16 protein-coding genes are annotated in these 20,504 nt (G+C 66.6%); 13 read left to right on the top strand and 3 right to left on the bottom strand.

The window, feature by feature from the left end; all coding sequences use genetic code 11:
• The first annotated feature begins 8 nt into the window (after positions 1–8).
• From AC1Q6P_RS20780 to AC1Q6P_RS20745, 8 genes are all read left to right on the top strand, one after another.
• Positions 9–2,036: a bifunctional 3-phosphoshikimate 1-carboxyvinyltransferase/cytidylate kinase gene (locus AC1Q6P_RS20780; RefSeq protein WP_492663511.1), complete on the top strand. Its 2,028-nt coding sequence runs from the start codon at positions 9–11 to the stop codon at positions 2,034–2,036.
• 156 nt (positions 2,037–2,192) lie between these two features.
• Positions 2,193–3,899: a 30S ribosomal protein S1 gene (gene rpsA / locus AC1Q6P_RS20775; RefSeq protein WP_102770221.1), complete on the top strand. Its 1,707-nt coding sequence runs from the start codon at positions 2,193–2,195 to the stop codon at positions 3,897–3,899.
• Positions 3,900–4,206: 307 nt separating this feature from the next.
• Positions 4,207–4,527 (top strand): integration host factor subunit beta, encoded by a 321-nt coding sequence (locus tag AC1Q6P_RS20770; RefSeq protein ID WP_102770220.1) that lies wholly within the window; start codon positions 4,207–4,209, stop codon positions 4,525–4,527.
• A gap of 98 nt (positions 4,528–4,625) precedes the next feature.
• Positions 4,626–4,934 carry a LapA family protein gene (locus AC1Q6P_RS20765; protein ID WP_492663512.1) on the top strand — a complete coding sequence of 103 codons (309 nt, stop codon included), beginning with the start codon at positions 4,626–4,628 and terminating at the stop codon, positions 4,932–4,934.
• Complete coding sequence (gene lapB, locus AC1Q6P_RS20760) at positions 4,924–6,081, top strand: lipopolysaccharide assembly protein LapB (protein WP_102770218.1); 1,158 nt, start codon at positions 4,924–4,926, stop codon at positions 6,079–6,081. The genes AC1Q6P_RS20765 and lapB overlap by 11 nt, the downstream gene beginning before the upstream one ends.
• Before the next feature lie 112 nt (positions 6,082–6,193).
• Positions 6,194–6,916, top strand: coding sequence for a glycosyltransferase (locus AC1Q6P_RS20755; RefSeq protein WP_492663513.1), 723 nt, complete (start codon positions 6,194–6,196; stop codon positions 6,914–6,916).
• Complete coding sequence (locus AC1Q6P_RS20750; RefSeq protein ID WP_492663514.1) at positions 6,913–7,887, top strand: glycosyltransferase family 32 protein; 975 nt, start codon at positions 6,913–6,915, stop codon at positions 7,885–7,887. The genes AC1Q6P_RS20755 and AC1Q6P_RS20750 overlap by 4 nt, the downstream gene beginning before the upstream one ends.
• A complete protein-coding gene (locus tag AC1Q6P_RS20745) occupies positions 7,884–8,936 on the top strand; it encodes a glycosyltransferase family 2 protein (RefSeq protein ID WP_492663515.1) in 1,053 nt (350 codons plus the stop codon). The genes AC1Q6P_RS20750 and AC1Q6P_RS20745 overlap by 4 nt, the downstream gene beginning before the upstream one ends.
• Here AC1Q6P_RS20745 and AC1Q6P_RS20740 read toward each other — a convergent pair.
• A complete protein-coding gene (locus AC1Q6P_RS20740; protein WP_492663516.1) occupies positions 8,926–10,080 on the bottom strand; it encodes a glycosyltransferase in 1,155 nt (384 codons plus the stop codon). The two genes, AC1Q6P_RS20745 and AC1Q6P_RS20740, sit on opposite strands and share 11 nt — an antisense overlap.
• Before the next feature lie 38 nt (positions 10,081–10,118).
• On the opposite strand from AC1Q6P_RS20740, the gene msbA reads away from it, so the two are divergent.
• The 5 genes from msbA (at position 10,119) to AC1Q6P_RS20715 (ending at position 15,390) form a co-directional block, all read left to right on the top strand.
• Positions 10,119–11,906, top strand: coding sequence for a lipid A export permease/ATP-binding protein MsbA (msbA, locus tag AC1Q6P_RS20735; RefSeq protein WP_492663517.1), 1,788 nt, complete (start codon positions 10,119–10,121; stop codon positions 11,904–11,906).
• A gap of 35 nt (positions 11,907–11,941) precedes the next feature.
• Positions 11,942–12,289 (top strand): ComEA family DNA-binding protein, encoded by a 348-nt coding sequence (locus tag AC1Q6P_RS20730; protein WP_492663518.1) that lies wholly within the window; start codon positions 11,942–11,944, stop codon positions 12,287–12,289.
• A 160-nt stretch (positions 12,290–12,449) separates the two neighbouring features.
• Positions 12,450–13,376, top strand: coding sequence for a peptidase associated/transthyretin-like domain-containing protein (locus tag AC1Q6P_RS20725; protein WP_492663519.1), 927 nt, complete (start codon positions 12,450–12,452; stop codon positions 13,374–13,376).
• 53 nt (positions 13,377–13,429) lie between these two features.
• Positions 13,430–14,167: a response regulator gene (locus AC1Q6P_RS20720; RefSeq protein WP_492663520.1), complete on the top strand. Its 738-nt coding sequence runs from the start codon at positions 13,430–13,432 to the stop codon at positions 14,165–14,167.
• On the top strand, positions 14,164–15,390 hold the full coding sequence (locus AC1Q6P_RS20715; protein WP_492663521.1) for an ATP-binding protein: 1,227 nt from the start codon (positions 14,164–14,166) through the stop codon (positions 15,388–15,390). The genes AC1Q6P_RS20720 and AC1Q6P_RS20715 overlap by 4 nt, the downstream gene beginning before the upstream one ends.
• Positions 15,391–15,392: 2 nt before the next feature.
• Here the strand turns inward: AC1Q6P_RS20715 and AC1Q6P_RS20710 are convergent, their stop codons facing one another.
• Both AC1Q6P_RS20710 and dnaE read right to left on the bottom strand, forming a co-directional pair.
• Positions 15,393–16,685: a patatin-like phospholipase family protein gene (locus AC1Q6P_RS20710; RefSeq protein ID WP_492663522.1), complete on the bottom strand. Its 1,293-nt coding sequence runs from the start codon at positions 16,683–16,685 to the stop codon at positions 15,393–15,395.
• A gap of 139 nt (positions 16,686–16,824) precedes the next feature.
• The gene (gene dnaE / locus AC1Q6P_RS20705) at positions 16,825–20,442 is read right to left on the bottom strand and encodes a DNA polymerase III subunit alpha (RefSeq protein ID WP_492663523.1); all 3,618 of its coding nucleotides are present in this window, start codon (positions 20,440–20,442) and stop codon (positions 16,825–16,827) included.
• Positions 20,443–20,504: the final 62 nt, after the last annotated feature.

Raw genomic sequence — 20,504 nt, 5'->3', positions numbered from 1 at the left:
CGTCCGCCATGTACAAGATTCCTTTCCTCGACCTGCCGCCGCTGCGAAGCGCCGCCGGCACCGTGCGCCTGCCGGGTTCCAAGAGCATCTCCAACCGCGTGCTGCTGCTGGCCGGCCTGTCCGAGGGCACGACCGAAGTCCACGACCTGCTGGACAGTGACGACACCGCCGTCATGCTGGATTCGCTCAAGGCCCTGGGCTGCCGCCTGGAAACCTCGGACCACGGTGTGCTGCAGGTCACCGGCATCGGCGGTCATCTCAAGGTCGACGCCGCCCAGCTCTTCCTCGGCAATGCCGGCACGGCCATGCGGCCGCTGACGGCCGCCCTGGCCCTGCTGGCCGCAACCCAAGGCGGCAGCTTCGAGCTGAGCGGCGTGGCGCGCATGCATGAGCGCCCGATTGGCGACCTGGTCGATGCCCTGCGCGCGCGCGGCTGCCAGATCGCGTGCCTGGGCCAGGAAGGCTATCCGCCGCTGCGCCTGAGCGGGCCTTCGGACCTGGACTTCAGCGCCCCGGTGCAGGTGCGCGGTGATGTGTCCAGCCAGTTCCTGACCGCCCTGCTGCTGGCCCTACCCCTGGTGGCGCAGCAGCAGCCCATCGTCATCGAAGTTCTGGGAGAGCTGATCTCCAAACCCTACATCCACATCACGCTGGAACTGCTCAAGCGCTTCGGCATCGCCGTCGAGCGCGAGGGCTGGCAGCGCTTCACGATTCCCGCCGGCAGCCGTTACCGCTCGCCCGGCGCGGTTCACGTCGAGGGCGATGCGTCCTCGGCCTCCTACTTTGTGGCGCTCGGCGCTTTGGCCGCCACCGAAGCGCCACTGCGCATCGAAGGCGTGGGCAGTGCCTCGCTGCAAGGCGATGTGCGCTTTGTCGAGGCGGCGCAAGCCATGGGCGCGCGCGTGGAAGCTGGCCCCAACTGGCTGGAAGTGCGCCGGGGCAGCTGGCCACTGCGCGGCATCGAGCTCGATTGCAACCACATCCCCGACGCGGCCATGACCCTGGCGGTGATGGCGCTGTACGCCGACTCGCCGACCACCCTGCGCAATATCGCCAGCTGGCGGGTCAAGGAAACCGACCGCATCGCCGCCATGGCCACCGAGCTGCGCAAGCTGGGCGCCACGGTGGAAGAAGGCCCGGACTGGCTGCGCGTGCAGCCGCTGCAGAGCTGGCAGGCCGCCGCCATCCACACTTACGACGACCACCGCGTGGCCATGTGCTTCTCGCTGGCCGCCTTCAACGGCCTGGTGGCCGGCAAGACCACGCCCTCGGTGCCGGTGCGCATTCTGGAGCCGCATTGCGTGGCCAAAACTTTTCCGGACTATTTCGAAACCCTGTTCAGCGTCGCCAAGGCGCGCAGCAAGGACATCCCGGTCATCTGCATCGACGGCCCCACCGCCTCGGGCAAGGGCACGCTGGCCGACGAGGTGGCGCAGGCTCTGGGCTATGTGGTGCTGGACTCGGGCATGCTCTACCGCGCCAGCGGCCTGGCCGCCCAGCGGGCCGGCGCCGATCTGGACGACGGCCAGGCTGTAGCCGCCATCGCCGCACGCCTGGACCTGCACTTCAGCCGTGGGCGCGTGCTGCTGGGCGACGACGACATCACCGACGCCCTGCGCCTGGAAACCACCGGTCTGCTCGCCTCCAAGGTGGCGGCGCACTCCGAGGTGCGCCACGCCCTGCATCAGCTGCAGCTTGACTACCGGCGCCTGCCCGGCCTGGTGGCCGATGGCCGCGACATGGGCACGGCCATCTTCCCCGACGCACCGCTCAAGGTTTTCCTGACCGCCAGCGCCGCCACACGGGCCGAGCGGCGCTACAAGCAATTGATTTCCAAGGGGATTTCGGCTAGCATCGCGGGCTTGCGTCAAGATTTGGAGGCGCGTGACTTGCAGGACAAATCCCGCAAGGCCTCGCCTTTAGCCCCTGCCGCAGATGCGCGCGAGCTCGACAACTCGGCCCTGTCCATTGAGGAATCAAAGGATCTGGTGCTGGATTGGTGGGCCCAAGCGGGGTCGTTTGCAGACCAGCGTTGATCCGCAAACGACTCATGTCCACGCCGGACCGGTCTTCCCTTCCGAACGTCAGTTCATCAAGACCGGTCTTGTCTACAACCTAACCCGCGAAGCCGTAAGGCCCAGCACCCATCGTCCGCCGGTCAAACGCCTTGATCCGCTGGCACAGGAAACACCATGTCCCAAACCCAAACCGCATCTTTCGGCGAATCGTTCGCCTCCATGTTCGAGGAATCGCTGCAGCGCTCTGACCTGCGCGCCGGCGAAGTCATCTCTGCCGAAGTGGTGCGTGTGGAACACAGCTTTGTGGTTGTGAACGCAGGCCTCAAGTCCGAAGCCTACGTGCCCATCGAAGAATTCAAGAACGACCAGGGCGAGCTGGAAGTTCAAATCGGCGACTTCGTCTCGGTGGCGATCGACGCCATCGAAAACGGCTACGGCGACACCATCCTGTCGCGCGACAAGGCCAAGCGTCTGGCCTCGTGGCTGTCGCTGGAAACCGCACTGGAGTCGGGCGACTTCGTGACCGGTACCGTGTCGGGCAAGGTCAAGGGCGGCCTGACCGTGCTGGTCAACGGCATCCGCGCCTTCCTGCCGGGCTCCCTGCTGGACACCCGTCCGGTCAAGGACATGAGCCCGTACGAAGGCAAGACCATGGAGTTCAAGGTCATCAAGCTGGACCGCAAGCGCAACAACGTCGTGCTGTCGCGCCGTGCTGTGGTCGAAGCTTCGATGGGCGAAGAGCGCGCCAAGCTGCTGGAAACGCTGGCCGAAGGCGCCATCGTTCAGGGCGTGGTCAAGAACATCACCGAATACGGTGCCTTCGTGGACCTGGGCGGTATCGACGGCCTGCTGCACATCACCGACATGGCATGGCGCCGTGTCCGTCACCCGAGCGAAGTGGTCACCGTCGGTCAGGAACTGACCGCCAAGATCCTGAAGTTCGATGCCGAGAAGAACCGCGTTTCGCTGGGTCTGAAGCAGCTGGGCGACGATCCGTGGTTCGGCGTGGCCCGCCGCTACCCGACCAGCACCCGCCTGTTCGGCAAGATCACCAACATCGCTGACTACGGCGCGTTCGTGGAAATCGAGCCGGGCATCGAAGGTCTGGTGCACGTGTCCGAAATGGACTGGACCAACAAGAACATTGCGCCTTCGAAGCTGGTCACCCTGGGTGACGAAGTCGAAGTCATGGTCCTGGAAATCGACGAAGACAAGCGTCGCATCTCCCTGGGCATGAAGCAATGCAAGGCCAATCCTTGGGAAGATTTCGCTGAAACCGTCAAGCGCGGCGACCGCGTCAAGGGTCCGGTCAAGTCGATCACCGACTTCGGCGTGTTCGTGGGCCTGGCCCAAGGCATCGACGGTCTGGTGCACCTGTCCGACCTGTCGTGGAACGAAACCGGCGAAGCTGCTGTGCGCAACTTCAAGAAGGGCCAGGAAGTCGAAGCCCTGGTGCTGGCCGTGGACGTCGAGCGTGAACGCATCTCCCTGGGCATCAAGCAGCTGGACAGCGACCCGTTCACGACCTACACCACGGTCAATGACCGCGGCCAGATCGTGACCGGCAAGGTCAAGACTGTGGACGCCCGTGGCGCCGAGATCGAGCTGGCTGACGAAGTGCTGGGCTACCTGCGCGCTTCCGAAATCAGCCGCGATCGCGTCGAAGACGCCCGCAATGTTCTGAAGGAAGGCGACGAAGTCTCCGCCCTGATCATCAATGTGGATCGCAAGACCCGCAACATCCAGCTGTCGGTCAAGGCCAAGGACAACGCCGACAACCAAGAAGCCATGCAGCGCCTGTCGGCCTCGGCCGAGCGTGAAAACGCTGGCACGACCAGCCTGGGCGCCCTGCTCCGCGCCAAGCTGGACAACCAGGGCTGAGCTCGCACGCAAACTCCGGAAGGAGTTTGTGGCTAGCGAAGGCCGAAACGCGATACACGCGTTTGGGCTGAGACCGGACATGAGTCCCGGAAGGGACTCATGCCTGTCGAAGGCCAATTCGCAATACCAGCGAAATGGCTGAGCTCGCACACAAACTCCGGAAGGAGTCTGTGGCTAGCGAAGGCCAAGTCGCGATACCAACGACTTGGCTGAGACCGCAAAGCCTCTACATCCAAAAGGCCCGCCCTCCGCAAGGAGCGCGGGCCTTTTTTATGAGAACCCCTGAGCCCACTGGACCCCGCATCCCATGACCCGATCCGACCTCGTTGCCCTGCTGGCCGACCGCTTTGGCCAGCTGACCCAGCGCGACACCGAGTTCGCCGTCAAGACCATTCTGGACGCCATGTCCGACGCCCTGGCGCGCGGCCACCGCATCGAGATTCGCGGCTTCGGCAGCTTCCAGGTCAACCGCCGTCCGCCCCGCATGGGCCGCAACCCACGCAGCGGTGAGCAGGTGCTGATCCCCGAGAAGCTGGTGCCGCATTTCAAGCCCGGCAAGGCCTTGCGCGAGGCGGTGGACGCCAACAGCTCGGCAGCCGCCGACTACGCCGCAGCCGCCAAGGTCTGAGTACCCCATGGACCTGCGGCGGGCGCCCTCTCGCGCCGCCACAGTGTCTCGCGCCAGCAGCGTGGCAGCCCGCGGCCACGCACTAGAATCATTGCTCCATGCGAATCCTTGTCTGGCTCCTGCGGGCCTTCCTCTTCTTCACGCTTTTCGCCTTCGCGCTGAACAACAGCCAGGAGAGCGTCGTGCGCTGGTTCTTCGGCCACGAATGGCGTGCCCCTCTGGTCATCATCGTGCTGCTGGCTTTTGGCCTCGGCTGCGCCGTGGGTGTGTTGGCCATGGTGCCGGCCTGGTGGAAGCACCGCCGCCTGGCCAAGCGCATCGCCCCGAACCCCGATGGCAGCACCCCGCCGGCCAGCGCTGCCCCCAACGACCCTTTGAACGGCCCCGCCCTGCACGATGGAATTTGACTTTCGCTGGCTTCTTTGGGTCCTGCCGATCGCCTTCGCGCTGGGTTGGCTGGCCTCCAAACTGGACACCCGCCAGTGGAAACGTGAGCAGCGCGATGCGCCCAAGGCCTATTTCAAAGGCCTGAATCTGCTGCTGAACGAGCAGCAGGACAAAGCCATCGACGCCTTCATCGAGGCCGTCCAGAACGACCCCGACACCACCGAGCTGCATTTCGCCCTGGGCAATCTGTTCCGTCGCCGCGGCGAGTACGAGCGCGCGGTGCGCGTGCACCAGCACCTCTTGCAACGCGGCGACCTGCCGCGGGCCGAGCGCGAACGCGCGCAGTCGGCCCTGGCGCAGGATTTCTTCAAAGCCGGCTTGTTCGACCGCGCCGAGGCGGCCTACCTCGCCCTGCGCGGCACGCCCTACGAAAACGAGGCGCAGCTGGCCCTGCTCTCGCTGTTCGAGCGTTCGCGCGACTGGCGCCGCGCCGTCGAGGTGGCGCGTGAGCTGGAGCGCAGCGGCACCGCCTCCTTCTCCGCTCGGATTGCCCACTACCTCTGCGAACTGGCCCTGGCCGCGCAGGCCCAGCAAGACCTTCTTGAAGCCGGCCGCCTGCTCGATGAAGCACGCCAGCAATCCCCGCAGTCGGCACGCGCCCATGTGCTGCGCGGCCAGATGCTGGCCCGCGCCGGCCAGCACGAAGCCGCCATGGCCGCCTACGCCGAGCTGCTGACGCTCAACCCCGAGGCCTTCAATCTCGTGGCACGGGACTACGCCGATGCGGCCCTGGCCCAGGGCCAGCCGGACACGCGCTCACGCGCGCTGGCGGCGCTGAGCGCCCAGTACCAGCGGGCGCCCGGCATGCATCTGCTGGCGGCCATCGCCAAGCTGGACCCTGATGGCCCGGCCCAGCGCCAGCGCCTGCAAGAGCATCTGCGCGAGCAAGGCAATCTCTCGGCCGCGCGCGGCCTGCTGCAACAATCCCACAGCCAGCTCAGCGAAGACGAAGCCCAGCTCGTCAACACCGCGCTGGAGCGCGCCGCGCGCCCCTTGCAGCGCTACCGCTGTGCCGCCTGCGGCTTTGAAGCCCAGCACTACTTCTGGCAATGCCCGGGCTGCCTCAATTGGGACACCTACCCGCCGCGCCACGTCGAAGAGTTATGACCCACCCCCTACCGGCTTCGCCGGCCCCCTCAAGGGGGCGCACCCGACGGCCCGGCCAAGCCGGTTCCGTGGGTGCCGCTCGGGAATACAGAAGAGTTGCAAAGTCGCTCCAATGAGAATCGTCATCTGCATGAAATGGGGCACCAAGTACGGCCCCGAATACGTCAACCGGCTCTACGCCATGGTGCGGCGCCACCTCAAGGGCGAGTTCAAATTCGTCTGCCTGACGGACCGCAGCGAAGGCATTCGCGCCGAGGTGCAATGCCTGCCCATCCCCGAGCTGACGCTGCCCAATGGCGAGCCCGAGCGCGGCTGGAAGAAGCTGACCACCTTCGAGGCTGACCTGCATGGGCTCAAGGGCACGGCCCTGTTCCTCGACCTCGATGTGGTGATCGTCGATGACATCACGCCCTTCTTCGAGGTGCCGGGCGAGTTCCTGATCATCCACGACTGGAAGCGCCCCTGGCGCATCACCGGCAACTCCTCGGTCTACCGCTTCGAGCTGGGCGCGCATGCCGATGTGCTGCAGCAGTTCCGCGAGAACCAGGCTCAAGCCAAGGCCGATTTCCGCAACGAACAAGCCTTCTTGACTGCCGTTCTGCACAAGCAGGGCAAGGTCCGCTACTGGGATGCCAGCTGGTGCGCCAGCTACAAATACCACTGCATACCCTTCTGGCCGAGCAGCTACTGGCGCGAGCCCTTCATCCCGCACGGCGCGCGCATCCTGATCTTCCACGGCGTGATGAACCCGCCGGACGCCCTGGAAGGCCGCACCAATGGCAACTGGCGCCACGCCAAGCCAGCGCCCTGGATCGCCCAGCATTGGCGGGAATGAGCAGCCTGGAATGGATGGGCCTGGCCGTTGGCCTGAGCCTGCTGCTGGCTCTGGGCCTGGCGCTGCGCGAACTGCTGCGCGTGCTGCGCGCCCAGGCACCGCTGCAGGTGCGGCAGCAACTGATTGGCGCGGACGCACAGCCCTCGCGAGCGCGCATCCCCAAGATCATCTGGACCTACTGGAACGAGGACCAGCCTCCGTTCTTGATCCAGCAGTGCCTGGCCAACTGGCAACGCCTGGCGCCCGACCATGAGTTGCGCCTGCTGCAGCGATCCACGCTGGAGCGCTGGTTTCCGGCCTCGGCTCTGGGCGCCTGCTTTGACGCCCTGCCCGCCTACCGCCAGGCAGACTGGCTACGCATCCAGTTGCTGGCCCGCCATGGCGGCATCTGGATGGATGCCTCCACACTGCTGAGCCAGAACCTGGATTGGGTGCACCAAGCTCAACAAGCGCAGCAATCCGAGTTCGTCGGTTTCTACATCGATCGATACAGCAACCGCCCCGAGCTGCCCTTGATCGAAAACTGGTTCCTGGCGGCCGTGCCCGGCAGCGGCTTTGCCAAGGCCTGGGCACAAGCCCTGGACCATGCCTTGCAGATTGGGGCCGAATCCTTGCTGCAATCGCTGCAAGACCAGGGACGCTTCGAACGTGTGGTGCAAGACCTGACCCCTGACTTTCAGCGCTATTTGCTGATGCACGTGGCCGTGGCGGACTTGCTGGACCGTGAGCCGCAGCGCTTCCGCCTCGCCCTGCTGCGCGCCGAGGATTCGGCCTACGCCCTGCATGCAGCCCTGGGTTGGCGCAAGCGTCATCTCTACACCCGCCTGGCCCTGACCCCCTGCCCCGCCCGACTACCTGCCTTGATCAAGCTTCGCGGCCCTGACCGCCGGGTTCTCGAACAAGGCTTGGCGCGACGACCTGTCCTGCCCTCCAGCGCCCTGGCGCAGCTGATGCCAGCGAGCCCACCATGAACCCGGCTCAATCCACACCCAGTTCCAGCTCGAATCCCTGGCTCAGCATCCTGATCCCGGTCTACAACGTCGAGGCCTACCTCGGCGAGTGCCTGAACTCGGTGCTCTCGCAAGAACTGAACGGGGTTGAAATCCTGCTGCTCGATGACGCCTCCAGCGACGGCTCGGCGCGCTTGATGGGCGAGCTGGCGGCGCAAGCGCCTCATCCGCTGCGCCTGCTCCGCCATGAGCGCAACCGCGGCCTCAGCGCCGCACGCAACAGCTTGCTCGAAGCCAGCCAGGGAGACTACCTTTGGTTCCTCGATTCCGACGACCTGCTGATGCCCGGGGCGCTCGCGGCATTGGCCGGCCAGATTCGCGAACTGCAAAGCCCGGATCTGGTTCTGGTCGATTTCCGGGTGCTGCGCGAACGGGAACGGCTCAAGCACCGCTTGCGCGGTGAATTGCACCGCCGGACTTTCGCAGGCCCTCCCGCCCAGCGACTGCAAGACCGTGGCGCCTTGCTCGAAGGGGTATTCCGCCAAGGTTTGCTGCACAGCTGGAGCAAGATCGCGAAGCGCGAGATCTGGGGCAGCGATCTCCGTTTCCCCGAAGGCCGCTACTTTGAAGACATGTACACCACGCCTGAGCTGCTGCTGCGCTGCCGCAGCTACAGCCACCTGCCACGGGTGTGCGTCGCCTATCGACAACGCGAAGGCAGCATCCTGGCCAGCATGAACACCCGCAAGGTGCAGGACATGATGGGCGCCCTGGTCGGCCTGCCCCAACGCTTGCGTGCTGCAGGCGTGCACCACGAAGGCGGCGAACAGGCCCTGGCACAGTACGCCGCACGAACCTTTGTCACGGCCTGCCGTTTTGCACAGCGCAGCCGTGAGCTCAGCGACGAGGCGCGCTCACAGCTGTTGCGTGACTATCGGGCCGATTTCGAGCGCAGTTCGCCGCTGGCGCCGCAGCAGCTGCTGCGCGCCTGCTGGCGGCGCGGCTGGTTCTGGCGAGGCCTGCGGCTGGCCCACTGGTTGCGGCAGGCCGGCGCCCGCTTCACCGGCTGAGCGACGCCGCCAAGCTGCGAAACAGCGCGGCATAGCGTTGCCGCATCAAATCCAGGCCATGCTCCTGCAAGGCCCGCTCTCGTGCGGCCCGACCGAGGCGGGCGCCGAAGTCCTCGTCTTCCAGCACCTTTTGCAAGGCATCGGCCAGAGCCTGGGCATCGTTCTCAGGCACCAAGAGTCCCGTGTGCCCTGACTGCAAAACCTCGCTGACACCGGCCACATCAGAGGCGACGCAGGCGCAGCCTGCAGCCATGCCCTCCACCAGAGCCAGTGGCATGCCTTCGTAATGCGTGGCAAGCACACAGATGCGCTGGCTCATCAGCAGTTCCGGCATGCCCGCGTGATGCCCGAGAAATTGCACCTGATCACGCAAACCCAGGCGCGCTGCCTCGGCCTCGGCACGGCGTCGATAGCCGGGCTTGCCGCTGCCGGCCAGCAGCAGCGAGGGACGCAAGCCACGCGCCTTCAAGAGCGCCAGAGCCCGCAAGAGCGTCAGGTGATCTTTCTGACGCGCGAAGCGCGCCGACATGACAATGCCCGGCTGCCGCTGTGCCCAATCGCGTTCGCCCGCCGAAGCAAAGGGCGCGAGATTCACCCCGTTGGGAATGGCCTGGGTTTTTTCAGCTGGCATGCCGAGCTTCAAGAGCTGCTGCCGCACGCCCTCGGAGACGCCGACCAAGCGCGCGCTGTGCAGGCTCAGGCGACGCGCTTGCCAGAGCTTCCAGGGGCTGTAACGCTCGCGTGAGTTGTGCTCCACCTGAACCAGCACGGGTACCCTCGCCCACCAGCCTGCCCAGCGGCCGAGCAGATGCTCGGGGAAACCATGCGCGACCAACAGATGTGGCTGCCAGCGCTGGCACACACGCCACAACGCCCACAAGGTCGCGAGATGCGACCAGCCCGGCACCAGTTCCACATCCAGCCCCCGATCTCGCAGCGCCTGAACCCGGGCCGCTTCGGTGCTGCGCTTGCTGCGCAAGACCAGCAAGGTCTGCATCCCGGCTTCCTGCGCGCCCGAGGCCGCCAGATCCACGGCCACCTGCGTGGCGCCTGAGAAACCGCCGGTGACGAAATGAAGCACGCGCAAGGGTGAACTGGTCGACGCTGGGCCTGTGGCGGATGCGGAACGGGGGGAATCGGTCATGCCCGGCAGTATAGGAACAGCGGCGACAATCCGAGGCTATGACCGCGCCTGTTCCCGAGCCCTCCTCCAGCACGCCGCCCGTTGAACCCGGCGACCTCGCCCCACAAACCGATCGTGAGATCGCGAAACGCCTGCGTCAGTTCGTGCGGCCCTACCGCGGCGGCCTGGCGCTGACCATCCTGGCCTATATCGGCGCCGCGGCCACCGAACCGCTGATTCCGCAGCTGATCAAGTACGTGTTCGGCGATGGCTTTGCCCGCGATGCCTTCAGCGTCTGGTGGGTGCCGGTGACGCTGATCGGCCTGTTCGCGGTGCGCGGCCTGTTCGGCTTCCTCGGCCAGTATCTGTTTCACTGGACGCTGAGCCGCAGCGTCATGGATTTCCGCGCCGCCCTGCTGGAGGCCTTGCTCAAGGCCGATGCGCGCGTCTTCACCAGCCTGCAACCGGGCACGGCGGTGACCAAGGTGGTCAACGATCCGCAGCAGATCCTCTCGCTGCTGGGCAATACCTTGATCACCGTGCTGCGCGACGGTCTGCCGGCCCTGGCCATGCTGGGCACCCTGCTCTACATGAACTGGCAGCTGACCCTGCTGGCCATGGTGGTGACGCCGCTGATGGCCGTGGTGGTGAAGAAGGTCAACCAGCGCGTGCGCGCCATGTCCAGCCGCAGCTACGAGGCCCAGCTGCAGCTGGTCAACAAGGTCGACGACATCACCCGCGCCTGGCGCGTGGTGCGCAGCTTCGATGCGGTCGAGCATGAGCGCAAGAGCTTTGCCGATCGCGCGCGCGAGCTGCAGCGCAGCAGCCTCAAGGCGGTGGCCGCCGGCGCTTTGAGCCAGCCGCTGTCGCAGCTGATCGCCAGCGTCGGTCTGTCCCTGATCATCTGCGTGGCCCTGCTGCAGGCGCGCCAGGCCAACACCGGCGTGGGTGAGTTCGCCGCCTTCGTCACCGCCTTGCTGCTGCTGACCTCGCGCCTGCGCCACCTCAGCGATCTGGCCCAGCCCATCACCAATGCCCTGGTGATCGCGCGCGGCTGCCTGGAGCTGCTGGACATGCCGGCCGAGCCCGACCGTGGCCAGCGTGAGCTGCAGCAATGCCGCGGCGAGCTGCAGTTGAGCGAAGTTCGATTGCAGTACCCGGGCAGCGAGCGCCCCGCGCTGGACGGGCTGAACCTGCACTTCTCACCGGGCCAGACCACCGCCCTGGTCGGATCCTCCGGCGCGGGCAAGAGCTCCATCATCCACCTGCTCTTGGGCTTCGGCACGCCCGACCAGGGTCAAGTCTTGCTCGACGGCGTGGACATCGCCGAGCTCAAGCGAGCCCATCTGCGCCGCCAGTTCGCCGTGGTGTCGCAAGACATCGTGCTGTTTGATGCCTCGGTGGCCGAGAACATTGCCTACGCCCAGCCGCGCGACCCGGCGCGGCTGGAGCAAGCCCTGCGCGCCGCCCATCTGTGGGACTTTGTGCAGCAGCTGCCCGAAGGCCTGGACACCCTCATCGGTGCCAACGGCAGCAAGCTCTCCGGCGGCCAGCGGCAGCGCCTGGCGATTGCCCGCGCGCTCTACCGCGACGCGCCGATTTGGGTCTTCGACGAAGCCACCTCGGCCCTGGACACCGAGAGCGAACGCGCCGTGCAGCAAGCGCTGGAGATGTGGCAGGGCCGCAAGACCCTGATCGTGATCGCCCACCGCCTGTCCACCGTCCGCAGCGCCGACCAGATCCATGTCATGAGCCAGGGTCGCGTCAGTGAATCGGGCAGCCACGCCGAGCTGCTGGCCCGCGACGGCGCCTATGCCGCCATGGTGCGGGCACAGAACGGCGAGTGAGCCCAGCGGCGAGGCGCGAGCACGAGATGACGCCGATGGACGCCGCCCCCTCTCGCCGCCAGCTGCTGATGTGCGGCCTGGCTGTGGCCAGCCTGGCGAGGCCACCCCTGGCCAGCGCCCAGAGCCATCCCAGCCTCAAGCCGCTGGAACTCAACACCGCCAGCCGCGCCCAGCTGGAATCGCTGCGCGGCCTGGGCCCTGCCCTGGTCGAGCGCCTGCTGCAGGCGCGCCAGCAGCAGGCCTTTGAAGGATGGGCCGATCTGCGCCAACGCGTGCGCGGCATCGGCCCGGCTCTGGCCCGGCAGCTGTCGGAGCAAGGCCTGCGCGTCGCAGGCCAGGCCTGGCTGGACCGCGAGCCCGCGGCCCGCGCGAGCGGCCCCTGAACGCGCTGTGTCAGCTCCGACACAAACTGACTGAACCGCCGACAAACGACGCCGCTCCAATGGCCTGCAGGCAGCCCCGCTGCCTGGCCGAGCCCCAGCATGCAGGTATGCCCAGGGCGCTCCGCCCCGATCAAGCCTTGTTGCAGCAGGAGTTCCCGTCATGTCGCGTCACACCTCATCCTCTCGCCCCATCACCGCCGCCCATGCCAGCGGCGAGCACCACGACCATGGCCTGCAGCTCGATCTGGCCCGCCTCGAAGCCGGTCGCCTGCAGCGCCGCCGGGCCCTGGCCTGGTTCGCCGCGGTGGCGGGCTCGGCCAGCAGCCTGGGCCTGGTGGCCTGCGGAGGCGGTGGCGGCTCGGACGGCAGCAGTTCCAGCTCCAATGGCGGCAGCTCGAGTGGAAGCACCGGCGGTGGCGGCAGCAACAACAGCGCCTGCCCCCTGATTCCCGAGGAGACGGCCGGCCCCTATCCGGGCGACGGCTCCAACAGCGCCAATGGCAGCATCGCCAATGCGCTGGCCCTGAGCGGCATCGTGCGGCGCGACATCCGCAGCAGCATTGCCGGCGCCAGCGGCCTGGCCGGCGGCGTGCCGCTGACGCTGACCCTGCGCCTGCAAAACAGCAACAGCAGCAGCTGCGCCGATCTGTCGGGTTATGCCGTCTACCTCTGGCACTGCGATCGCGAAGGCCGCTACTCCATGTACTCCAGCGGCGTCACCGACCAGAACTATCTGCGCGGCGTGCAAAGCAGCGGCAGCGACGGCCTGGTGGTCTTCGACACCATCTTCCCCGGCTGCTACGACGGCCGCATGCCGCATATGCATTTCGAGGTCTACCGCAGCCAGGCCCTGGCCAGCGGCTATGCCAACAAGCTGCGCACCTCGCAGATCGCCTTCCCCGAGGCGATCTGCCAGCAGGTCTACAGCAGCGCCACCGGTTACAACGCCAGCAGCAGCAACTTCGCCCGCATCAGCTTTGCGACCGACAATGTCTTCAGCGACGGCGTCAGCAGCCAGCTGGCCAGCGTCAGCGGCAACGTCAGCCAGGGCTATGCCGCGACCCTGAACGTCGGCGTGGGCGCATGAGGCCGGCGGCTGAGGTAGGCTCGGCAGCACCTGTGACGCGCGAGGAGCCGGTGATGGACTGCCTGGTGGTCGATGACGACCAAGAGATTCGCCTCAGCCTGCAAAGCTATCTGCAGCGCTTCGACATCCGCGCCCAAACGGCCGCCGATGGTGTGGAGATGCGCCGCCTGATCGCCAACCAGCATTTCGATGTCGTCATCCTCGATCTGATGCTGCCGGGCGAGGGCGGACTGAGCTTGTGCCAATGGCTGCAGCAGCGCGGCGGGCCGCCGGTCATCATGCTGACCGCTCACGGTGACCCGATCAACCGCGTGCTGGGCTTGGAAATGGGTGCGGACGATTACCTGGGCAAGCCCTTCGAGCCGCGCGAGCTGGTGGCCCGCATCCACGCCCTGATGCGGCGCATCAAGAAAGCCGGTGCGCCCGAGGACGTTCAGGGCGCCCACCTCGGTTCGGCCCGCCTGCTGCAGTTCGAGGGCTGGCGTTTCGACCGCATGCTGCGCCAGCTGATCTCGCCGGAGGACGTGGTGATGGCCCTGTCACAGGCCGAATTCCGCATGCTCAGCGCCCTGGTCGAGCGGCCCGGCCGCGTGCTCAGCCGCGAGCAGCTGATCGAGCTGACCCGCGCGCCCGGCGTGGACGTCAACGACCGCAGCGTGGACCTGAGCATCTCGCGCCTGCGCCAGAAGCTGGGCGACTCCTCGCGCGAGCCACGCCTGATCCGCACCCTGCGCGGCGAAGGCTATCTCTTCGATGCCACCCCGCAGGTGCTGAAGGACGGCACCGCATGAGCTGGGCGCAGCGCGCCTCGGCGGCGCTGTTCAAGGACAGCCTGGCCAAGCGGCTCTTCCTGCTGCTTTGGCTGAGCCTGGTGCTGAGCCATGTGCTGGCCTTTGCCACCGTGCGCTGGCTGCACTTCTCCGACGCCCCGCCACTTGGTTTGCAGCCAGCCGAGAGCCCCGGAGCTCACCCGCCGCCACCACCACCGCATCGAGCGGCAGGCCCGGAGGCCGGCCCGGGCGAACCAGGGCGCCTGCCCACCTTTCCTTCCCTGCCGCCCACGCGCGGCCTGCAGATGCTGGAGCAACCCTCCGGCCCGCCGCGCGGCGCGGGGCCTGGCGGCCCTCGCCCGCCCGGCCTGAATGCCGCGCAAACCGCGCTGGACTACGGCGTGCGCCTGCTGGTCATGGCGCTGGCTGCCTGGCTGGGATCGCGTTGGCTGGCCCAGCCCATGCGGCGGCTGATGCAGGCCTCAGCCGGCCTCGGCGACGCGGTCAAGGGCCGCGCGCCCCTGCCTCAGCTGGATGAAGGCAGCGGCACCTTCGAAGTGCGTGAAGCAGCGCGGCTCTTCAACCAGATGGCCCGGCAGATGCGCCAGCAGTTCAACGAGCGCGGCCTGCTGGTGGCGGCCATCTCGCATGATTTGCGCACGCCGCTGACCCGCTTGCGCATGCGCCTGGAAACCTTGAGCCTGGAAGAAGGCCCGCGTCGCGCGGCGGTGGGCGATATCGTCGAGATGAGCGCCATGATCGACTCGGTGCTGGAGCTGTTCCAGGGCGATGGCCTGGCCTCGACCGAGGCGGCGCAGATCCAGGACCTGAGTGCCCTGCTGACCGCCCTCAGCGACGACCTCAGCGAGCAAGGCCATGCCGTGCACTGCAGCGGCCCGCCGGCCCGGGTGCGGGCCCAGCCCAGCGCGCTGCGCCGTGTGTTCGGCAATTTGCTGGGCAATGCGATCCGCTACGGCGGCAGTGCCGAGGTCAGCGTGGTGCTGGAGGACGAGCGCGTGCAGGTGCGTATCGAGGACCCGGGGCCTGGCATCCCCACCGAGCAGTTGGAGGCGGTGTTTCAGCCCTTCTACCGGCTGGAGTCCTCCCGCAACCGCCACACCGGCGGCACGGGGCTGGGACTGTACATCGCGCGCGATTTGATCGAGCGCCAGGGTGGTCGGCTGCAACTGAGCAACCGCGCTGAAGGCGGGCTGTGTGCCGAAGTTGAGTTGCCTCTGACTTGAGCTCAAGCCTCCATGGGGGCATCCACGGGCGCCTGTGCAAAGCCTGCCTTGCGCCGCCGCATGGCGGCCGGGTCGAAGCTTGGCGCCTGGGTCGGCCAGCCAAAGAACTTCTGCACCTCGACACGCCGCGCCAGCGTGTCGCTCATGCCCAGATGGATCAGCTCGCCGGTGAAGGAGGGTTCAAACAGCAGATAGCTGGTCAGGGCCGAGCCGCTGGCCCCCTTGCCCTCACCCGCCACGCCGACGCTGCGCAGCAAGCCCTTGATGGCCGGTGGCAGGCTGCCCTGGTGCTCGGCCGCCAGCTCATCGAGGCGGCGGCTGGGCGCGATCACCAGCACATCGATGGGCCGCAAGGGCGTGGCCTGCAGTGCGTCCGGCGGCAAGAGCGACAAGGTGTTGTTGATGCGTTGCAGGCGCTCGACATCGACCGCCAGCGCATCGAGAAAGATATTGGACAAGGCATGGCCGGCAATCTGCGCCATGCTCGGGTGGCCGCTGACCAGGGTCTGGCGCCGGCCCGGGGGCTCGTGCATGCGACCGGCGCCGATCACCAGCACCCGGTCGGCGCCCAGATGCACGGCCGGCGAGATCGGTGCGCTCTGGCGCATGGAACCGTCGCCGAACCACTCGAGCTGGCCATCCAGATCCAGCTGCTGGGCCGGGAAGATGAAAGGAATGGCCGAGGAGGCCATCAGATGATCGATGCTGAGCTTGGCCCGCACGGCGATGCGCTGCGAGCGCAGCCAGGGCTCGAAGGGCAGATGGGTTTGGTAGAAGGTGACATGCTGGCCCGAGGTGTAGCTCGATCCGCTGATGGCCAGGGCCTGCATATGGCCGGCGGCCAGCATGGCATCGAGCCGATCCATGCGGATCCAGCGGTTGAGCAAGCGCCCCAGGGGTGAGTTGTCGAGCAGGCTGTTGGGCCGCGTGCGGCGCCAGCGGGCCAGGGCCCAGCCCAGGCTCATCATGGTCATCCAGCGCGCGCCGGTGCGGATCACGCCAAAGGCATCGGCGGCGTAAACCTGGTCCACATGGAGGTTCTGCCAGAGGTGCACCAGGCCATCGACCGCGGCGTCGAAATCATCGGCATTGCAGGCCAGGGTGGCGGCATTGATGGCACCAGCCGAGGTGCCGGCCACCACCGGAAACGGGGTCGAGGTCTGCGGGCCGCCCAGGCTGGCATCCCGGCGCAGCTGGGCAATGGCCGCCAGCACCCCCACCTGGTAGGCGGCTCGGGCGCCGCCGCCTGTGAGGATGAGACCGGTGCGGGGAGAGGACAAGGTGGACGCAGCCATGGTGTGAATTGCGTCACATCATCGCTGAATTCCAGCCCGGACGAAGCCTCGAGAAGCGGGCAAAACACCACGGCCTGCAGCCCAGCCGCCACAGGCCAGGCATGCGGTGGCCCGCGTCATGCGCCTGCAAGAATCACCGTCAACCGGCGTCGTAAATGATTTGCGCCTGCGGCAAGGGCTTGGCCTGGCCTTTCACCGGGCCGCCAAACTGGCTCAGGCGCGCCAGAGCCTCGTCGCAGGGCCAGAAGCGGCTGTCTTCGCCCAGCTCCAGCCGGAACTCGGCGCCCTCATGCTCGCCCTGCAAGAAATGGTGGGTCTGGATCTTCAGGCCCTGCAGCGTCACACCCTGCTCGGTCTGCACCTGGCGCGGCGGCCATTGCTTGACCACCTCCTTCAGATCCGGAAGGGTCGCGCCGACCGGCACGTAGAAGTAACGGCCAAATCGCGTGCGTGCCGCGGCCAGGTCCCAGATGGCCTGGACATTGAAGCGGTAGCCGCCAGCAAAGCGGTCGATCTGCACCTTGCCCTGCAGGATCAAGAGCTCGTCGTCGACCAGCAGCTCCTTGTGCAGATTGAGCAGTTCCTCGTTGGCCACGGCTTCGATGATGTCGCTCTTGTCGTCGAGCTTGAAGATCGCCACGCGGCCGCGGTTGCCGTTGATCACGCGCAGATCGCTGACGATGCCGGCCAGCATCACCACCTCGCGGCTCAGCGCGGCGTCCTCGACATTGGCAATGCGGCGCTTGACCATACGCCGCACCTCGTCGCCACTTTGGTCAAACAGGTGGCCGCTGAGGTAGTAGCCGATGGCCGTCTTCTCCAGCGTCAGCTTTTCCTTGATGCTCCAGGCAGGCACGTCCACCAGATCGGGCTCGGCCGTGGACGAGCCATGGGTGTCGCCAAAGTCGAACAGGCCGCCCTGGTCAGCGTTGGCCTCCTGGGTTTCGGCATGGGTGTAGCCGCGGGCCACGCTGGCCAGCAGGCGGGCACGGTCGGGCTCCAGGCTGTCGAAAGCGCCGGCCTTGATCAGCGCTTCCACCACGCGCTTGTTGCAGGCCTTGCGGTCGATGCGGCAGCAGAAGTCGTAGAAGCTCTTGAAGGGGCCGTCCTTCTGGCGCACTGCGACGATGGAGTCGATCGCGCCCTTGCCCGTGCCCTTGATGGCGCCCAGGCCGTAATTGATGCGCTTGGGCCGGCCGCCCGGCGTGCCCGGCGCCGCCCAGTTCGGGAACACGCCATCGCCCGGCATGATGGGTTCGAACCGGTGCACACCGAGGTTGACGTTCGGCGGCTCGAAATCGATGCCGAAGAGCTTGGCGTCATTCAACAAGACCTTGAGCTTGTCGGTGTCGTCCATTTCAATCGTCATGTTCGCGGCGAAGAACTCGGCCGTGAAATGAACCTTGAGCCAGCCCGTGTGATAGGCCAGCAGGGAGTAGGCGGCGGCGTGCGACTTGTTGAAGCCGTAGCCCGCGAACTTCTCCATCAGGTCGAACACTTCGTCGGCCTGTTTTTCATCCAGGCCGTTGACGGCCGCGCCCTTGCGGAAGATGGCCCGGTGCTCGGCCATCTCCTCGGCCTTCTTCTTGCCCATGGCCCGGCGCAGCATGTCGGCGCCGCCGAGGCTGTAACCGCCCAGCACCTGGGCGGTCTGCATCACCTGCTCCTGGTAGACCATGATGCCGTAGGTCTCGGCCAGCACCGGCTCGGTCAGCGGGTGCGGGTACTCGACCACTTCCTTGCCGTGCTTGCGCGCCACAAAGGTCGGGATCAGGTCCATGGGACCGGGTCGGTAGAGCGCGTTCAGGGCGATCAGGTCTTCCAGCCGCGAGGGTTTCGCGTCCTTCAACATGCGCTGCATGCCGGTCGATTCAAACTGGAACACGGACTCGGTCAAACCATCCGAGAACAGCTTGTAGGTGCGCCGGTCGTCGAGCGGAATGGTCTCGAAGGCGAAGTTCTTCTGGTCCGGGTAGCGGGCGACGATGAAGTCCTTGGCCAGCTCCAGAATCGTCAGCGTGGCCAGGCCCAAGAAGTCGAACTTCACGAGACCAATGGCCTCGACGTCGTCCTTGTCGTACTGGCTGACGGCCGAGGTGGAGCCGGGCTGCTGGTACTGCGGACAGAAGTCGGTGATCTTGCCCGGCGCGATCAGCACGCCGCCGGCGTGCATGCCGATATTGCGCACCATGCCTTCCACGCGGGCGGCCAGCTTGAGCAGCTCGGCCACTTCTTCTTCCTGGGCCTCGCGCTCGTTCAGCTCCGGCGCCTCGTGCCGGGCGTAGATCATCTTTTCCTTTTCAGGATCGAAGTTCTCCGGCAGCTTGGCCAAGGTCACGGTCTTGCCCGGCGGCGCCGGGATCAGCTTGGCGATGGAGTCCACCTGGCCATAGCCCATGCCCAGCACCCGGCCGATGTCGCGCAAAGCCGCCTTGGCGGCCATGGTGCCAAAGGTGGCGATCTGGCTGACGGCTGGGCGGCCGTACTTTTCCTTGACGTAATCGATCACCCGGTCGCGGTTGCCCTGGCAGAAGTCGATGTCGAAGTCGGGCATGGACACCCGCTCCGGGTTCAGGAAGCGCTCGAACAGCAGGTTGTACTGCAGCGGATCCAGGTCGGTGATCAAGAGCACATAGGCCACCAGGGAGCCGGCACCCGAGCCCCGGCCCGGGCCCACCGGGCAGCCATGGGTTTTGGCCCACTTGATGAAGTCGCCCACGATCAGGAAGTAGCCCGGGAAGCCCATCTTGATGATGGTGTTCAGCTCGAACTCCAGGCGTTCCACATAACGTGGCCGCTCGGCGTCACGTTTGGCCTCGTCGGGGTACAAGAGCTTGAGCCGGTCCTCCAGGCCCTCGAAGGACAGCTGGCGGAAGTACTGCTCCATCGGCATGGGCGTGCCGTCTTCCAGCAGCGGCGTCGGGAAGTTCGGCAGCTGCGGCTTGCCCAGCACCAGGCTGATGGAGCAGCGGCGGGCGATTTCCACCGTGTTGGCGATCGCCGACGGGATGTCGGCAAACAGCGCCTCCATATCGGCTTGCGAGCGGAAGTACTGGCCCGGCAGGAAGCGCTTGATGCGCTTGGGGTTGGTCAGGGTCTCGCCCTCGGCCACGCAGACGCGCGCCTCGTGGGCATCGAAATCATCTTCGCCCAAGAACTGGATCGGGTGGGTGGCCACCACCGGCAGGCCCAGCTCGGCCGCAAAAGGCACGCTGGCTTGGACCAGGGCCTCCTGACCGGCCAGGCCGGCGCGCTGCAGCTCGATGTAGAAGCGGTTCGGGAAGATGACCGAGAAGCGCTGCGCCCAATCGCGCGCCCGCACCTTGTCGCCGCTGAGCAGGGCCTGGCCCAGGCCGCCGAACTGGGCGCCCGAGAGGCAGATCAAGCCTTCATTGAGTTCCTGCAGCCATTCCCATTTGAGGCAGGCCTGGTTGCGCTGCACGTTCTGGATCCAGGCGCGCGAGAGCAGCTCGCAGATGTTCAGATAGCCCTGGTAGTTCTGCACCAGCAGCAGCAGACGGGTCGGGTTCTTGTCCGAGCCCTCGGGCTCCAGCCAGCAGTCGGCGCCCAGCACCGGCTTGACACCTTTCTTGCGGCAGGCGTTATAGAACTTGATGCCGCCAAACATATTGGCCAGGTCGGTGATGGCCAGGGCGATCTGCCCATCTTTGGCGGCCGCAGCGGCCGCGTCATCGGTTCTGAGGGTGCCGTCGACGACGGAAAATTCGGTGTGGGTGCGCAGATGAACAAAAGCCATGGCGGCATTGTAGGCAGGGGCATGGTTCTCCCCAGCCGCGAGCCCGCTGCCGGCGGCTATGC

It is taken from the genome of Roseateles sp. GW835-FHT13E02 (genome assembly GCF_058794035.1).
Note: the sequence above shows the minus strand (reverse complement) of the source record. Positions and strands in the feature narration are given on the sequence as shown.

What these genes read in the sequence shown, in the direction of transcription:
- AC1Q6P_RS20780 (WP_492663511.1), top strand. Translation starts at nt 9, where the DNA reads ATGTACAAGATTCCTTTCCTCGACCTGCCGCCGCTGCGAAGCGCCGCC.
- rpsA (WP_102770221.1), top strand. Translation starts at nt 2,193, where the DNA reads ATGTCCCAAACCCAAACCGCATCTTTCGGCGAATCGTTCGCCTCCATG.
- AC1Q6P_RS20770 (WP_102770220.1), top strand. Translation starts at nt 4,207, where the DNA reads ATGACCCGATCCGACCTCGTTGCCCTGCTGGCCGACCGCTTTGGCCAG.
- AC1Q6P_RS20765 (WP_492663512.1), top strand. Translation starts at nt 4,626, where the DNA reads ATGCGAATCCTTGTCTGGCTCCTGCGGGCCTTCCTCTTCTTCACGCTT.
- lapB (WP_102770218.1), top strand. Translation starts at nt 4,924, where the DNA reads ATGGAATTTGACTTTCGCTGGCTTCTTTGGGTCCTGCCGATCGCCTTC.
- AC1Q6P_RS20755 (WP_492663513.1), top strand. Translation starts at nt 6,194, where the DNA reads ATGAGAATCGTCATCTGCATGAAATGGGGCACCAAGTACGGCCCCGAA.
- AC1Q6P_RS20750 (WP_492663514.1), top strand. Translation starts at nt 6,913, where the DNA reads ATGAGCAGCCTGGAATGGATGGGCCTGGCCGTTGGCCTGAGCCTGCTG.
- AC1Q6P_RS20745 (WP_492663515.1), top strand. Translation starts at nt 7,884, where the DNA reads ATGAACCCGGCTCAATCCACACCCAGTTCCAGCTCGAATCCCTGGCTC.
- AC1Q6P_RS20740 (WP_492663516.1), bottom strand. Translation starts at nt 10,080, where the DNA reads ATGACCGATTCCCCCCGTTCCGCATCCGCCACAGGCCCAGCGTCGACC.
- msbA (WP_492663517.1), top strand. Translation starts at nt 10,119, where the DNA reads ATGACCGCGCCTGTTCCCGAGCCCTCCTCCAGCACGCCGCCCGTTGAA.
- AC1Q6P_RS20730 (WP_492663518.1), top strand. Translation starts at nt 11,942, where the DNA reads ATGGACGCCGCCCCCTCTCGCCGCCAGCTGCTGATGTGCGGCCTGGCT.
- AC1Q6P_RS20725 (WP_492663519.1), top strand. Translation starts at nt 12,450, where the DNA reads ATGTCGCGTCACACCTCATCCTCTCGCCCCATCACCGCCGCCCATGCC.
- AC1Q6P_RS20720 (WP_492663520.1), top strand. Translation starts at nt 13,430, where the DNA reads ATGGACTGCCTGGTGGTCGATGACGACCAAGAGATTCGCCTCAGCCTG.
- AC1Q6P_RS20715 (WP_492663521.1), top strand. Translation starts at nt 14,164, where the DNA reads ATGAGCTGGGCGCAGCGCGCCTCGGCGGCGCTGTTCAAGGACAGCCTG.
- AC1Q6P_RS20710 (WP_492663522.1), bottom strand. Translation starts at nt 16,685, where the DNA reads ATGGCTGCGTCCACCTTGTCCTCTCCCCGCACCGGTCTCATCCTCACA.
- dnaE (WP_492663523.1), bottom strand. Translation starts at nt 20,442, where the DNA reads ATGGCTTTTGTTCATCTGCGCACCCACACCGAATTTTCCGTCGTCGAC.